A 13,509-nucleotide genomic window follows, 5' to 3' on the forward strand; every position below is an offset into this window, starting at 1 on the left:
CTGAATGAGCAAAGCCCCCACACCCCCACTCCAACTCCTCCCCACAAGGGGGAGGAGAGTATACAGCGCCAGATGCCTTAAGCGGCGTCCGCCGCGACCTTCATGGAGACGATCCGGTCCGGCTCGCGCACAGGCTCGCCGCGCTTGATCTTGTCCACGTTCTCCATGCCTTCGGTCACCTTGCCCCAGACGGTGTATTGCTTGTCGAGGAATCGGGCGTCGTCGAAGACGATAAAGAACTGCGAGTTCGCGGAATGCGGATAGTTCGTCCGCGCCATGGAGCAGATGCCGCGCACATGCGGCTCGGCGTTGAACTCGGCCTGGAGGTCGGGCAAATCCGAACCGCCGGTGCCGGTGCCTTGCGGGCAGCCGGTCTGGGCCATGAAACCGTCGATGACGCGGTGGAAGGCGATGCCGTCATAAAAGCCCTGGCGGGCAAGCGTCTTGATGCGCTCGACGTGCTTGGGCGCGAGGTCGGGGCGCAGCTCAATGACTACGCGGCCCTTGGTGGTTTCGAGAATAAGGGTGTTTTCCGGGTCTGCCATGAAATTCTCCTAGGATGGCTCTTGAAAGAGTGACGTCAGATTTGGCCTGCCCGCTCACATAGGCCGGGTATCGACGAAACGGAAGATGAAGGGACGTCCGGCAATCGCTGCGCCGAGGCTCTCGGTCACGGGAAGCGGCGTGCATTGTTCGAAAGCCTGACGGACGGAGCGCGTGAACGCTTCGCGCAGCTCCGGTTGGGTTCCGGGATTGTAGTAACGGATTTTTGGCTGACCCAGAACCTCGCCGCTGCGCTTGAAGCTGATCTGCAGCGTGATTTCCTGCCCCGAAAACCCGCTTCCCGAAGGCGGTCGCCAACACGCCTGAATGGCGTCGAAGACCTCGCTCAGGCGGTTGACGCGCTCGACGCGCGTTGAATCGGCCCGCGGCCTCACCACGCCGCTCGGTGTTTCCGGCCGCTCCTGCGCGGCCAGAGGCACCGCTCCGGGCATAGTGAGAAGAAGCGCGGCGGAAACCCGCCACGCTCGGATCAGGGGGCCAGACCGCATTACTTCGCGTCGGCGGCCACTTGCATCTTCACGATCTTGTCGGGATTCGTGACCATGCCGTTGTTGGCCGCATTGCCCTTCTTGATCTTGTCGACCGCGTCCATACCGGACACGACTTCGCCGAAGAGGGTGTACTGGCCGGTGAGCGGGCCGCAGCCGTCATAGCAGATGAAGAACTGGCTGTTGGCCGAATCCGGGCTCTGCGACCGGGCCATGCCGACGGAGCCGCGCTTGTAGGGGGTCTGCGTGAACTCGGCGGGGATATTGGGCAGGTCGGACTTGCCCGTGCCGGTGCCGGTCGGATCGCCGGTCTGAGCCATGAAGCCGTCGATCACCCGGTGGAACACTACGCCGTCATAGAAGCCGCGCTTCGCCAGAGCCTTGATCTGCGCCACATGCTTGGGCGCGAGGTCCGGGCGTAGGCGGATGGTGACGCGGCCATCCTTGGTGTCGAGGAAGATCGTGTTCTGGGGGTCTGCGGCCTGCTGGGCGGCGGCGGGAACGAGGCTGGCGAGCACGAGCGCACCGGCTGCGAGCAAACGCTTCATAAGAAAGTCTCCTTTGGGGATTGGGCGGCGTCACTGCCGCTTGAATTTGTCTTTCAACCGCTTTGCGACAAGGTCCGGCACGAAGGCCGAGACGTCGCCGCCCATGGCCGCGATCTGGCGCACGAGCGTGGCGGTGATGGGGCGAACCGGCGGCGAGGCGGCGAAGAAGACCGTCTGAACCTCCGGCGCCATGGTGGCGTTCATGGAAGCCATCTGGATCTCGTAGTCGAAATCCGTGCCGTCCCGTAGCCCCCGGACGATTAGCGACGCGCCATGGCGCCTCGCGGCATCGACCGCCAGATCGTTGAAGGTCACGACCTCCAATGCGGTGCCCTGAGCCTTCAGGATCGGCTCGCACACCGCCCGAAGCAGCTCGGCCCTCTCGTCGGCCGAAAAAATCGGTGTTTTCGAGGAATGAACGCCGATCGCGATCACGATCCTGTCGGCCGCGCGGCAGGCCTGACGCACCACATCGATGTGGCCGTTGGTGACGGGGTCGAAGCTGCCGGTATAGAGCGCGGTGCGGGTCATAAGGCTATGGCGTAGCTTGAGAACGTCGCGGGAGCAAGCCGTGCGGCGGCGCACGGCAGGTGGAAGGAGCCCGTGGGAGAACATTCTCGGCGTTCCGCCAGGAGGTTTTGATGATCCTGCGTCTCTTCATCGTCGCATTGACCGCCGCCGTCGTCCTGAGCCCAGCCGCATGGGCGAGCTATTCCTTGGCCGCGCTTTGAGCAGCGACGTCTCCTTTACCGGCACGACAGCACGAACCCGACGCCTCGCCGGGTCCTGAATGACGCGCCGACGCGCAAGCGGCTTGTAAGCTTGCCGGCCCACGTTACGATATACGATATGTCGTTTCATGTGATGGCTGATATGCGCCTTTCCGTTTTTCGTTGCCTTTCTGTCATCGCTTTCCTCGCAATGAGTGGCTACGCAGCCCCTTCATCCGCGCAGGACGCTCCGCGAGATACCGGCTCCGGTGTCGTCATAGAAGGGTTCCCCTTCCCCGCTTCCATCGGCGATCTTACCCGTGGCGGCACAACGACCTACCGGCAATCCGGCTCCGGCTTCAGCGTGAGCTATCAGGCGAAAGCTTTCAGTTGGGCGGATATCTATGTCTACGACAAGGATTTGAACCTCGCAGCGCCCGCGAAGGATGAGTTGGCGCGCGAGATGTATGTCGTTCTCCAGGCAATTCTCCTGGCGAAGGACCTTGGCAAATACGACGCCGTGAAGGTCGACGCCGCCTCCGTGAGGGACAACGTTGCGTCCGCTCGCATGACGGTTACATCGCGCGGCACAAACCACGCCTCCTTTGCGTTCCTCACCATCGCTCATGGCAAGTTCGTCAAGATCCGCTTCTCCACAACCGACAGGAAGGACGGCCAACGTCGCGCGGAAGCGTTCCGGAACGCCTACTTCCAACAGTTGCGAAAAGCCGTTCCCATCATCCAGCCGAAACGCGATCCACGCTTCATTTAACGGGAGGCCACTTCGCCAGCGGGTCAACCCGGGAAGCGAGAGTGAGGAGTTACGGATCAGCCTAGCGATCCGCTGGCCCGAAATTGAAATGGCCGGGACGAGCCCGGCCATGACAGATAATAAAGCTGCGGAAGCGCGGGGCTTACTCCTCGCCGCCCTCGGCGACATCGCCCTCGCCGTTTTCACCGGCCTCGGCATCGCCCTCTTCCGCGTCCTCTCCCACGATGTGCTCCACCGAGACGACGCGTTCCTTGCCCTTGGTCGAGAACACTGTGACGCCTTGCGAGTTGCGGCCGACGGTGCGGATGCCGTCGACCGGCACGCGGATCAGCTGGCCGCCATCGGTGACGAGCATGATCTGGTCGGAATTCTCGACCGGGAACGAGGCCACGAGCTGGCCGTTGCGGCTGTTGACCGCCATGGCCGTGATGCCTTTGCCGCCGCGTCCGGTGATGCGGTACTCGTAGGACGAGGTGCGCTTGCCGTATCCCTTCTCCGAAAGCGTCAGGATGAACTGCTCGTAGGCGCTCATCTCCGTGTAACGCTCCATCGACAGGGCGTCGGCGGCCACATTCTCCTCGTCGCCGGCCTCGGCAACCTCGGCCTCGGCATTGGCATGCTCGCCCGTGATGGCACGGCGCATCTTGAGATAGCCGGCCCGTTCCTCGCCGGTCGCCGCCATGTGGCGCAGGATCGCCATGGAGATGATCTGGTCGCCTTCGGCGAGATTGATACCGCGCACACCCATCGAATCGCGGCCCTTGAAGACGCGAACCTCCGGCACCGCGAAGCGGATGCACTGGCCCTTGGCCGTGGTGAGAAGCACGTCGTCGTTCTCGGTGCAGATCTGCACGCCAAGGATGGACTCACCCTCGTCGAGCTTCATGGCGATCTTGCCCGCGCGGTTCACCTGCGCGAAATCCGACAGCTTGTTGCGGCGCACCGTGCCACGCGAGGTGGAGAACATCACGTCGAGCTTGTCCCAGGACGCCTCGTCCTCAGGCAACGGCATGATGGTGGTGATGCGCTCGCCCTGCTCCAACGGCAGCATGTTGACCAGCGCCTTGCCCTTGGCGTTCGGGGCCGCGAGCGGAAGCCGCCACACCTTCTCCTTGTAGGCCTTGCCCCTGGAGGAGAAGAACAGCACCGGCGTGTGGGTGTTCGCCACGAAGAGACGGGTGACGAAATCCTCGTCGCGGGTCGTCATGCCGGCGCGGCCCTTGCCGCCGCGGCGCTGCGCCCGGTAGGTCGAGAGCGGCACGCGCTTGATGTAACCCGCATGAGACACGGTGACGACCATGTCCTCGCGCTGGATCAGATCCTCGTCGTCCACGTCCGAGTCCCAGTCCACGATCTGGGTCTTGCGCGGCGTCGCGAAGGAGTCGCGGATCTGGGTCAGCTCGTCCTTGATGATGGTCATGATGCGGACGCGCGAGCGCAGGATCTCGAGGTAATCAGAGATCTCAGCCGCTAGCTTCGACAATTCGTCGCCGATTTCATCCCGGCCAAGTGCGGTCAGGCGCTGCAGGCGCAGATCGAGGATGGCGCGGGCCTGGGTCTCGGAGAGACGGTAGCTGCCATCATCGTTGATCTTGTGGCGCGGATCGTCCACCAACGCGATCAGCGGCGCGATGTCGGAGGCCGGCCAATCACGGCCCATGAGGGATTCGCGGGCGGTGTTCGGGTCCGGCGCGGTGCGGATGAGGCGGATGACCTCGTCGATATTGGCGACCGCGATGGCAAGCCCGCACAACACGTGGGCGCGTTCGCGGGCCTTGTTGAGCAGATACTTGGTCCGGCGGGAAACGACTTCCTCGCGGAAATCGACGAACGCGTGGATCAGGTCCTTGAGCGTCATCAGCTCCGGACGCCCGCCGTTCAGCGCCACCATGTTGGCGCCGAAGCTCGTCTGCAGCGGCGTGTAGCGGTAGAGCTGGTTCAGCACCACGTCCGCCATGGCGTCGCGCTTGATCTCGATGACGATGCGCATGCCGTCGCGGTCGGATTCGTCGCGAAGGTCGGAGATGCCCTCGACCCTCTTCTCGCGCACCAGTTCGGCGATCTTCTCGATCAGCGAGGCCTTGTTCACCTGATACGGGATCTCGGTGACGATGATCGCCTCGCGCTCCTTGCGGACCTCCTCGACCTCGGATTTGCACCGCATGACGATCGAGCCGCGGCCCGTTGTATAGGCCGAGCGCACGCCGGCGCGACCCAAAATCATGCCGCCGGTCGGGAAATCCGGGCCGGGGATGATCTCGATCAGTTCTTCCGTCGAGATGTCGGGGTTGTCGATGAGGGCGATGCAGCCGTCGATGACCTCGCCGAGATTGTGCGGCGGCATGTTGGTGGCCATGCCGACCGCGATGCCACCCGCGCCATTGACCAGAAGGTTCGGGAAGCGCGCCGGCAGCACCGACGGCTCGAACTTCGACTCGTCGTAGTTCGGGTTGAAATCGACCGTGTCCTTGTCAATGTCCTCGAGCAGCGGCATCGCCGCGCGGGTCAGACGGGACTCGGTGTAACGCATGGCTGCCGGGGGATCGCCGTCCACCGAACCGAAATTGCCCTGCCCGTCCACCAGCAGCACGCGCAGCGCGAAATCCTGCGCCATGCGCACCAAGGCGTCGTAGATCGATTGGTCGCCGTGCGGGTGATATTGACCCATCACGTCACCGACGATGCGGGACGACTTCACGTGCTTCTTGTCGGGCGTATAGCCGCTCTCGTGCATCGCGTAGAGAATGCGGCGATGCACGGGCTTGAGGCCGTCGCGGGCGTCGGGGAGAGCGCGGCTCACGATCACGCTCATGGCGTAATCGAGATAGGAGCGCTTCATCTCGTCGACGATGGAAATCAGCTTGATGTCGCTGGCCGGTTGATCCCCACCGGGGCCGCCGGGGCGGTTATCGTTCGGATCGGTCAAGGTCGGTCTTTCTTAAAAACGTGCCGCCGTCTCGGGGAAGACGACTTTCGCCGCTCTTACCATGCGCTCGGATAGCGCACGCGAATCTCAATTGAAAATCAAATTCTTAACTGGGCGAAAAACGCGATATTTTCAAGGCTTTTAAGAGGTTTTCCAAAGGGAGAAGTCAGCGTAGACCCATCGCCTGGAGCCCATCTCGGGGACCAGCGCCGCCTGGGTGGAAGACCGCCTGCTCAAAAACGAGTTTGAGACTGGAGTTCGAGGAATACAGACTTGTAGTTCGAGGAAGACAGACTTGGACCTTGAGCAAAAAGGCCTACCCGTGCGATGTGTGAGGAAATCGTTGGAGGGTCTGGCTTTGGAATGGGTCATCGGAGGCGTCGTCGTTCTCGTCCTGCTCTACGGGATCGGAACCTATAACGGGCTTGTGACGCTGCGGCAGCGCGTAACCCAGGCCTTTGCCGATATCGACGTGCAGTTGAAACAGCGGCACGATCTTATCCCCAACCTGGTCGAGACCGTGAAGGGCTATGCCGCCCACGAGCGCGGGACGCTGGAAGCCGTGGTCCAGACCCGCAACGCCGCTCTTCAGGCCCACAACCCGGCCGAGCAGGCCGCCGCCGAGGGGGCCCTCTCCGGAGCGCTCGGGCGGCTTCTGGCCCTGGGCGAGGCCTATCCCGACCTCAAGGCCAGCGCCAATTTCCAGCAATTGCAGCTCGACCTGTCGGATATCGAGAACAAGCTCGCAGCCGCGCGGCGGTTCTTCAACAATGGCGTGGCCGAGTACAATGCCGCCATTCAATCCTTCCCGGCGGTGGTTTTTGCCGGAGCGATGGGCTTTTCCCAGAAGGACTTCTTCGATCTCGGCGAGGTGCAGCGCCAGACGCTGGAAGCGCCCCCGAAAGTGGCCTTCTAGCAACCGGCCGTGCTCCCCGCTTTCGGCCTCTATACGCAGATCGCAGCCAATCGCCGCCGCTCGACCTTTCTCATCGGCGGCCTCTTCGTGCTGTTCTATCTGCTGGCCTTCGCCCTGGCGCTTCTGGTGCGAGCCGGCGTGGACGAGGCCGGCGCCCTCGCCGACCTGATCCGCTCCGCCCTCTATGACTCGCTCTGGCTGGCCCCTTTCGCATCGGCAGCGGTGGCCCTGTGGGTCTGGATCGGGTTTCGCATCAATGAAGTCGCCCTCGGCCTCCTCATGGGCGCGAAGCTCGTGACACGGACCCAGGACGCGCGGCTCTACAACCTTCTCGAAAACCTTTGCCTGTCGCGGGGCATGGCTGTCCCTCGGCTGCGGATCACCGAGACCTCGGCCCTCAATGCCTTCGCCGCCGGCGTGCGGCCCGAACAATACACGATCACCGTCACGCGCGGCCTTCTCGACACCCTCGATGATGCGGAAATCGAAGCGGTGCTGGCGCACGAACTGACCCATATCCGCAATGGCGATGTGCGCCTGATGATCATCGCGGTGTTCGTGGTCGGCGTGATGTCCTTTATCGGAGAATTGGTCTTCCGCTGGATCGGAAACGGCCCGCGCCTTCCCCAAGGCTCGGAGAAAAGCAAGAATTCCGGACAGGCCGCGGCGGTCATTCTGGCGCTGGTCTGCATTGTGCTCGCGTGGGGGCTCTCCCGCGTGATCCGCTTCACCCTTTCCCGTCAGCGGGAATATCTCGCCGATGCGGGAGCGGTGGAACTGACCCGCAATCCCGATGCGATGATCTCCGCTCTCCTCAAAATCGATGGCCACAGCGACCTCGAGGGCGCGCCCTCCGGAATCATGGAAATGTGCCTCGACAATCCGCGCCGAGGCTTAGGAGAGCTCTTCGCGACCCACCCCTCCATCGAGAAGCGGATCGAGGCGCTGGTCAGAGCGGGCGGCCGGCGGCCGGCAGCGCAGAACATGCCCGCAATGACCTGAAAGACGGTACTTCAGGCCCGCAAAAGCAGTGCCGTCGTGTCGTCGCTGACCTTGAAGCGCGGATAGAGCTTCCCGTTAGGGTCGACTTCGGTTTCAATCTTCCGCGCGGTCTCCGCGAGGCGCTCCAGGCCGAAGGTGAGAGCGGTCTCTACCAATTCCTTGGCGTCCATCTGCCCGTAGAGATCGACGAGCGCCGAGAAGCCGTCACTGGTGAGGAGGATCGTCGAGCCGTCGGGGCACGGCACCGCCTCGTGCCGCATGCGGTCGGCGGCGCTGGGGTCAAGGCCCAGAAGGGCCAGCCCCTTGCCCTGCTTTTGGCGCTGGCGGCGTTCCGCGAGCCAGGCCTGGAACGCGGGCGTCTCGAAGATGTTCTTCGGCGTCGCGCCGCTGATGTCGAGCAATTCGCGCGCCTTGGCCATCTCGAACTTGCGCAGGTCGGGTGCCTCGCCCACCGTGAGCAAGGTTCCATCGGGGTGATGCACGAAGGCCGTGGTGTCAGCGAAGGTCCAGACGTCGAGGCTCTGGTTCCGGCGGCGTACCAGGGTCATGGCCCCGACTGGCCAGGTGACGAAGTCCTGACGCTCCTGCGGGGCCACCGCCATGAAGGCGGTGCGCGCCTCTTCCATGACATGGCGTATCAGATCGACGCCGTTCTCAGCGTTCGGCGCGAGATCGGACAGGCGCTCGCTCACGAACAGGGCCAGCCATGTCGCGTCGCTGCCCTTGTTCATGATCGCGGGCGTGCCAGGAAAGATCGACGTGTCGATGACCCAGGCCCAGTCGCCGGATGCGCCGCAGGAATCCTCATTCGGCTTTTCAGGAGATCCGGGCCAACTGATGCGATCCAAAACCGTGAACATCGTTTCACCTGCCTCTCGCCAAACCAGCCGGATAAGGCCATAAACCTAGAGCATTTTCCGCAAAAGTGGGTCCGATTTTGCGCGAGAAAATGCGGTAAACAAAGACTTACTGCCCCACAAGGTCCAGACCATGCTTTTCGACTATATCTCCGCCGCGCTTGTCACGCTCCTCGTGACCCTCGATCCGCCGGCGCTCGCGCCGATCTTCATCTCGCTGACGCGCGGCATGAACGCGGCGGAGCGCAAGCGCGTTGCGCTGCGGGCGGCGATCATCGCTTTCGGCATTCTCGCTTTCTTCGGGTTGGGCGGAGAATTGCTGCTGCGGCTTCTCGGCGTGGGCATTCCGGCTTTCCGCATCTCGGGCGGCCTGCTGCTGTTCTGGATCGCGTTCGAGATGGTGTTCGAACGCCGCAACGAGCGCAAGCAGCACACGGCGGACGTGGCGATCACCGAGGACCATATCCGCAACGTCGCCGCCTTCCCGCTCGCGATCCCGCTCATGGCGGGCCCCGGCGCGATCACAGCGGTGATTCTGTTGGCCGGGCGCGCCAACGGTGATGTGCTATTTCTGTCTTCGCTGCTGATCCTGATCGCCCTCGGCGTCATCAGTTGCTTCCTCGTCTTCATGGCGGCCGAACGCGTCTCGCGCATGCTCGGCGTCACCGGCAATATCGTGCTGAGCCGCCTGCTCGGCGTGATCCTGGCGGGCCTCGCGGTTCAGTTCATCATCAACGGGGTCGAGGCGCTGTTCCGGGGGGCGCCGCTTTAAGCCCCGCGCTCGCGTGTGAACATGATCGTCGGCTGACCCTTGTAGGTCGTGGCCTGCAACTCCCGGAAACCGCACTTTTCCGCCACGCGGATCGAGGCGAGGTTCTCGGGAGCGATGATGCAGGCCGTCCGCCTGTTTCCGAAATGGGCATCGCCCCAGGCGATTGCCGCGCGCGCAGCCTCGGTCGCGTAGCCCTTGCCGTGGACGCGGGGGCTGAGCACCCAGCCGAGCTCCGGCAGCCCCGCGAGCGATGGTTCGATGTCGCGCTTGTAATCCGCGAACCCCAATTCGCCCGCGAACGCGCCCGTCGCCTTCTCCTCGATGGCCCAATAGCCGAAGCCCAAGAGCGCCCAATGCCCCACATAGCGCAGCAACCGCGCCCAGACCTCTTCATTCGAGGACGGCTTTCCGCTGATGAACCGGGTCACCTCGGGATCGCCCCACATGGCGGCGCAGGCGCTGAAATCGTCGAGTCGGTGGCCGCGTAAGGTCAGACGCTCGGTTTCGAGAACCGGAACGCTCACGACGGGATGACGCAAACCGGACATGGTGTTCCTTCAAACGGAGCTGCGTGTGAGGATGAACATGCCGTCCTCAGGCGCGTTTGCCTCGAGGATCGACCATCCCAGATTTTCATAGAATACGCGTCGATGCGCGCGTGCCAGCAGATAGGCGCGCGCTGCCCCTGTCCTGAACGCCGTTTCAGCCGCCCTGTCGACAAGGGCGGCGCCAATGCCGCGCTGACGCTGATCCTCCTCAACCCAGACCGCCGCAACCCAAGGCGTGTATTGGGGGCGGCTCTCTTCGTCGCAGGCGATGATCGAGGCTGTGCCGAGAAACCGATCCCCCTCATGCGCGACCAGTGCCGTGGGAATCGGCTCGGCTCCTAAACTCTGCCGGACCAGCCCCGCGAGCAGGCTGAGCGGATGCCCGTGATCCTTCCAGAAGGCACACCACACCCGATCCGCGACCGCATCGACAAAGTCCGGCCGCGCGCGCAGATCGCTGATCGTGAACGCGCTCAGCGCAGGGTCTCCAGGAGGCGCTTCATCAGCTCCTGCCGGGGAGCGATGGAGGAAATCACGCCGTATTCCTGCAGCGTGTGCGCGCCGTCGCCGTCGATGCCGAGGCCATCGAGGGTCGGCGTGCCGATGGCGGCGGTGAAGTTGCCGTCCGAGCCGCCGCCGACGCGGGGCGCGGAAATCAGTTCAAACCCGATCTCGGCGGCCAGCCCCTTGGCGTGCTGGAAGAGCTTCTCGACCCCTTCCGTGCGCTCATAAGGCGGACGGTTCATGTCGCCGGTCACGGTGATCTTGATGTCGGGATTGTGGGGCTTCAATCCGAGGATCGCGGCTTTGAGCGCCTCGCCGTCCGCGACGGTCTCGACGCGGATATCGACCGGGAAGCGGCAATGCTGCGGGATAACGTTGACCGCCGTACCGCCGGAAATCATGCCGACGGTGGTGGTGATGCCGCGCGCATAATCCGTCATCGCCTCGATGGCGAGCACATGGCGGGCGGCTTCATGAACGGCGTTGCGGCCATCCTTGTGGCGCGAGCCCGCATGGGCGGGGCGGCCTTCCACATGCACGTCGAAACGCCCCACCCCTTTTCGGGCCGTGACGATCAGGCCGTTGTCGCGGGCGGGCTCCGTGACGAGCGCATAGGCCGCGCCGCGGCCGATCTCCTCGATCATGGGCCGCGTCAGCGGGCTGCCGATCTCCTCATCGGGCGTGACAAGGAACACAAGCGGCCGGGCCGCACTGCCGTTGCGCGCGACCTCCTTGAAGGCCTCCAGCGAGAACCAGGCTCCGCCCTTCATGTCGTAGATTCCCGGCCCGTAAAGGCGGTCGCCTTCGATCCGGATGGGCAGATCACTCTTCGCGGTTCCGATGGGGTGCACCGTGTCGAGATGCGACATCAACAGGATGGGTTTCTCGCCCGTTTCCGGGCCCGCGCGAAGGATCAGCACGTCGCCGAGCCCGTGCGGCTCTCCCGGGATCCGCTCCACAGCCACCGGCGCGCCTTCCATCTGCGCGACCACGAGGTCCATCATCATGTTGACGCCGGCGGGGTCGTCCGTGGGGCTTTCGGTCTTGATCCAGGTGAGAAGCGTATCGAGAGAGGGGGAGGACATGAGCGCGCTGGAAATGTGAACCAAACAAAAAGGCGGCTGGGCGCCACCGTTGATTCTCATAGTCGTCTTGCGCGGAGGAGTCACGAGCTCGGAGCACATACCTCCTCTGTATCGGAACAAGCCCGGCAGCATCACGAAGAAGTCGGCCGCCGTCATCTTAAGATTTTTGGACAAGGTGGCGATCTCGACCGCTTTGGTATTACCCGTGCCGTCGACATCGTAATCAAGCACGCCCTTCTCGTTGTCGTAGATGAGGCAGTCGTTCTTGGCCTTGGTTTGGGGACCAATGACTAAAAATTACTTGTTGAGCTTGCCGGGTTTCTCGGCCGTCCCTTCCCCAGTTTTGTGAAGACGGCGTTATCGGTCCAAAGCGTCTCGTCCCGCACGTTGAAGTCAGTGATCCGGTCCAGGTTCTTTGCCTTGTTCGACTTCATATCGAACTTGATCAGAGGGGAGCCAACCAGCACCATATTTTTGATTGCAAGGCAGCCTGAAAGGTACACGACAACTTGCAATTTGGCCCATTGAACGCAATAAAGTTTCAGACAATCTTGTCGCAGCAAAAGGGGGAGCTTTATGGCCGTTCTTCGTGGAACCAACACCGGCAATTTTATCAAAGGCACGCTTTTCAACGATTGGATCTATGGCCTTCTCGGCAGCGATCGGATCGAGGGGCGTGACGGCAATGACCGGCTCTCCGGCAACGATGGAGCCGACAAGCTATATGGCGGCCTCGGAAATGACGACCTGTATGGCGGAGCCGGAAAAGATAAATTGTACGGCGACGATGGAGATGACCACCTTATTGGTGACGACGGCAACGATCAACTTTGGGGCGACCTGGGAGACGATAGTCTCTTAGGCGGGACCGGCAATGATCGTCTCGACGGCGGCAAGGGCAATGACTACCTTTCCGGCGACACCGGCAATGATCGCCTTTATGGAGACGACGGAAACGACATCATTTATGGCGGCGACGGAGCGGACTTGCTATCCGGCGGCGCTGGCGACGACGTGCTAGATGGCGGCGTCGATCTCTTCAGAGATAACCTGTTTGGCGGTGCCGGCGACGACGTCATTACCGTCCATGATTTGGATATCGCGCAAGGCGGCACTGGCGTCGATACTCTCGCCATCGCGATTATGGACTATCCCGTTCTGACTCCTCCGGTTCCGATCACGGTCAATCTGTCGAAGATTACCGGCAGTTCCGCCAAGAGCATTGGATATCATGGAATAAAGGCGGCCCAGTTCGAAAAGGCGGATGCAAGCATCTACTACGCGGCACCCGGCAGCTTGGTCCTGGGCACGAAGGGAAATGACGCCATCCGCGTCGTGGGTTCGGCACAGGGCATTACGATTAATGGCGGTGCTGGGGACGACAAGATTAGTGCCGGGGACGGTAATACTGTGATCGGGGGAGCCGGATCTGATCTGTTTCAGCTTGATCTCTATGACAGAAAGTCCACGATCCTCGACTTCACGTCGAAGAAGGATTTCATTTTGGTCGAGGGCACAAGCGGCTTTTTTGACCTCGATCTGAAGAACCCGCTCGTCACCGGCGCTGAACCCGTCGCGACTTCGACCAAGGGTCAATTTCTCTACGATACCGACGATGGCCGCCTTTTCTATGATCAGGACGGGACAGGGGCCCTGGAAGCCATCCTTCTCGTGACCCTGGCCAACAAGGCAAAGCTGAGCGCCGCCAGCTTCATTTTCGATCTCTAATCCCATCTCCAAACATAAAAAGAGCCACCTTTCGGGAGGCGGGCTCTGTTCGTTTGATAACGGTCTCGCAACACTCGCGCTCATAGCGA

General features: G+C 62.6%; 14 protein-coding genes. 5 read left to right on the forward strand and 9 right to left on the reverse strand.

All coding sequences use genetic code 11. The features are described 5' to 3' along the window. Positions 1-77 precede the first annotated feature (77 nt). The 4 genes from I2H38_RS12240 to coaD are packed head-to-tail and all read right to left on the reverse strand — an operon-like array spanning position 78 to position 2,131. A complete protein-coding gene (locus I2H38_RS12240; protein WP_196272142.1) occupies positions 78-545 on the reverse strand; it encodes a peptidylprolyl isomerase in 468 nt (155 codons plus the stop codon). A gap of 54 nt (positions 546-599) precedes the next feature. Continuing rightward, positions 600-1,052 (reverse strand): hypothetical protein, encoded by a 453-nt coding sequence (locus I2H38_RS12245; RefSeq protein WP_196272143.1) that lies wholly within the window; start codon positions 1,050-1,052, stop codon positions 600-602. Beyond that, positions 1,052-1,600: a peptidylprolyl isomerase gene (locus I2H38_RS12250; RefSeq protein WP_196272144.1), complete on the reverse strand. Its 549-nt coding sequence runs from the start codon at positions 1,598-1,600 to the stop codon at positions 1,052-1,054. The genes I2H38_RS12245 and I2H38_RS12250 overlap by 1 nt, the downstream gene beginning before the upstream one ends. 30 nt (positions 1,601-1,630) lie before the next feature. Continuing rightward, positions 1,631-2,131 carry a pantetheine-phosphate adenylyltransferase gene (gene coaD, locus I2H38_RS12255; protein ID WP_196272239.1) on the reverse strand — a complete coding sequence of 167 codons (501 nt, stop codon included), beginning with the start codon at positions 2,129-2,131 and terminating at the stop codon, positions 1,631-1,633. Between the two features lie 390 nt (positions 2,132-2,521). On the opposite strand from coaD, the gene I2H38_RS12260 reads away from it, so the two are divergent. Then, entirely contained in the window at positions 2,522-3,082 is a 561-nt protein-coding gene (locus I2H38_RS12260) for a hypothetical protein (RefSeq protein ID WP_196272145.1), read from the forward strand. 142 nt (positions 3,083-3,224) lie between these two features. On the opposite strand, the gene gyrA is transcribed toward I2H38_RS12260, so the two are convergent. Continuing rightward, entirely contained in the window at positions 3,225-6,008 is a 2,784-nt protein-coding gene (gyrA, locus tag I2H38_RS12265; protein ID WP_267875964.1) for a DNA gyrase subunit A, read from the reverse strand. Between the two features lie 352 nt (positions 6,009-6,360). Between gyrA and I2H38_RS12270 the strand changes: the two genes are divergently transcribed. Both I2H38_RS12270 and I2H38_RS20990 read left to right on the forward strand, forming a co-directional pair. Next, entirely contained in the window at positions 6,361-6,924 is a 564-nt protein-coding gene (locus I2H38_RS12270) for a LemA family protein (protein WP_196272241.1), read from the forward strand. 9 nt (positions 6,925-6,933) lie between these two features. After that, positions 6,934-7,926 (forward strand): M48 family metallopeptidase, encoded by a 993-nt coding sequence (locus I2H38_RS20990; RefSeq protein WP_196272146.1) that lies wholly within the window; start codon positions 6,934-6,936, stop codon positions 7,924-7,926. Positions 7,927-7,937: 11 nt separating this feature from the next. On the opposite strand, the gene I2H38_RS12280 is transcribed toward I2H38_RS20990, so the two are convergent. Further along, a complete protein-coding gene (locus I2H38_RS12280; RefSeq protein ID WP_196272147.1) occupies positions 7,938-8,786 on the reverse strand; it encodes a SpoIIE family protein phosphatase in 849 nt (282 codons plus the stop codon). Positions 8,787-8,916: 130 nt separating this feature from the next. On the opposite strand from I2H38_RS12280, the gene I2H38_RS12285 reads away from it, so the two are divergent. Beyond that, complete coding sequence (locus tag I2H38_RS12285) at positions 8,917-9,555, forward strand: MarC family protein (RefSeq protein WP_196272148.1); 639 nt, start codon at positions 8,917-8,919, stop codon at positions 9,553-9,555. Here the strand turns inward: I2H38_RS12285 and I2H38_RS12290 are convergent. The 3 genes from I2H38_RS12290 to I2H38_RS12300 all read right to left on the reverse strand — a co-directional run bounded on the left by I2H38_RS12290 (position 9,552) and on the right by I2H38_RS12300 (position 11,692). Beyond that, positions 9,552-10,103, reverse strand: a complete 552-nt coding sequence (locus I2H38_RS12290) for a GNAT family N-acetyltransferase (protein ID WP_196272149.1) — start codon at positions 10,101-10,103, stop codon at positions 9,552-9,554. The two genes, I2H38_RS12285 and I2H38_RS12290, sit on opposite strands and share 4 nt — an antisense overlap. A gap of 9 nt (positions 10,104-10,112) precedes the next feature. Next, on the reverse strand, positions 10,113-10,514 hold the full coding sequence (locus tag I2H38_RS12295) for a GNAT family N-acetyltransferase (protein WP_324617389.1): 402 nt from the start codon (positions 10,512-10,514) through the stop codon (positions 10,113-10,115). Positions 10,515-10,576: 62 nt separating this feature from the next. Then, positions 10,577-11,692 (reverse strand): M20 family metallopeptidase, encoded by a 1,116-nt coding sequence (locus I2H38_RS12300; protein ID WP_196272243.1) that lies wholly within the window; start codon positions 11,690-11,692, stop codon positions 10,577-10,579. Positions 11,693-12,268: 576 nt separating this feature from the next. On the opposite strand from I2H38_RS12300, the gene I2H38_RS12305 reads away from it, so the two are divergent. Continuing rightward, on the forward strand, positions 12,269-13,420 hold the full coding sequence (locus I2H38_RS12305) for a calcium-binding protein (protein ID WP_196272150.1): 1,152 nt from the start codon (positions 12,269-12,271) through the stop codon (positions 13,418-13,420). Positions 13,421-13,509 lie beyond the last annotated feature (89 nt).

The organism is Microvirga alba (genome assembly GCF_015694465.1).
Classification (GTDB): Bacteria; Pseudomonadota; Alphaproteobacteria; order Rhizobiales; family Beijerinckiaceae; genus Microvirga; species Microvirga alba.

Coding starts and splice junctions, on each gene's coding strand:
- I2H38_RS12240 (WP_196272142.1), bottom strand. CDS start 545: ATGGCAGACCCGGAAAACACCCTTATTCTCGAAACCACCAAGGGCCGC.
- I2H38_RS12245 (WP_196272143.1), bottom strand. CDS start 1,052: ATGCGGTCTGGCCCCCTGATCCGAGCGTGGCGGGTTTCCGCCGCGCTT.
- I2H38_RS12250 (WP_196272144.1), bottom strand. CDS start 1,600: ATGAAGCGTTTGCTCGCAGCCGGTGCGCTCGTGCTCGCCAGCCTCGTT.
- coaD (WP_196272239.1), bottom strand. CDS start 2,131: ATGACCCGCACCGCGCTCTATACCGGCAGCTTCGACCCCGTCACCAAC.
- I2H38_RS12260 (WP_196272145.1), top strand. CDS start 2,522: ATGAGTGGCTACGCAGCCCCTTCATCCGCGCAGGACGCTCCGCGAGAT.
- I2H38_RS12280 (WP_196272147.1), bottom strand. CDS start 8,786: ATGTTCACGGTTTTGGATCGCATCAGTTGGCCCGGATCTCCTGAAAAG.
- I2H38_RS12285 (WP_196272148.1), top strand. CDS start 8,917: ATGCTTTTCGACTATATCTCCGCCGCGCTTGTCACGCTCCTCGTGACC.
- I2H38_RS12290 (WP_196272149.1), bottom strand. CDS start 10,103: ATGTCCGGTTTGCGTCATCCCGTCGTGAGCGTTCCGGTTCTCGAAACC.
- I2H38_RS12300 (WP_196272243.1), bottom strand. CDS start 11,692: ATGTCCTCCCCCTCTCTCGATACGCTTCTCACCTGGATCAAGACCGAA.
- I2H38_RS12305 (WP_196272150.1), top strand. CDS start 12,269: ATGGCCGTTCTTCGTGGAACCAACACCGGCAATTTTATCAAAGGCACG.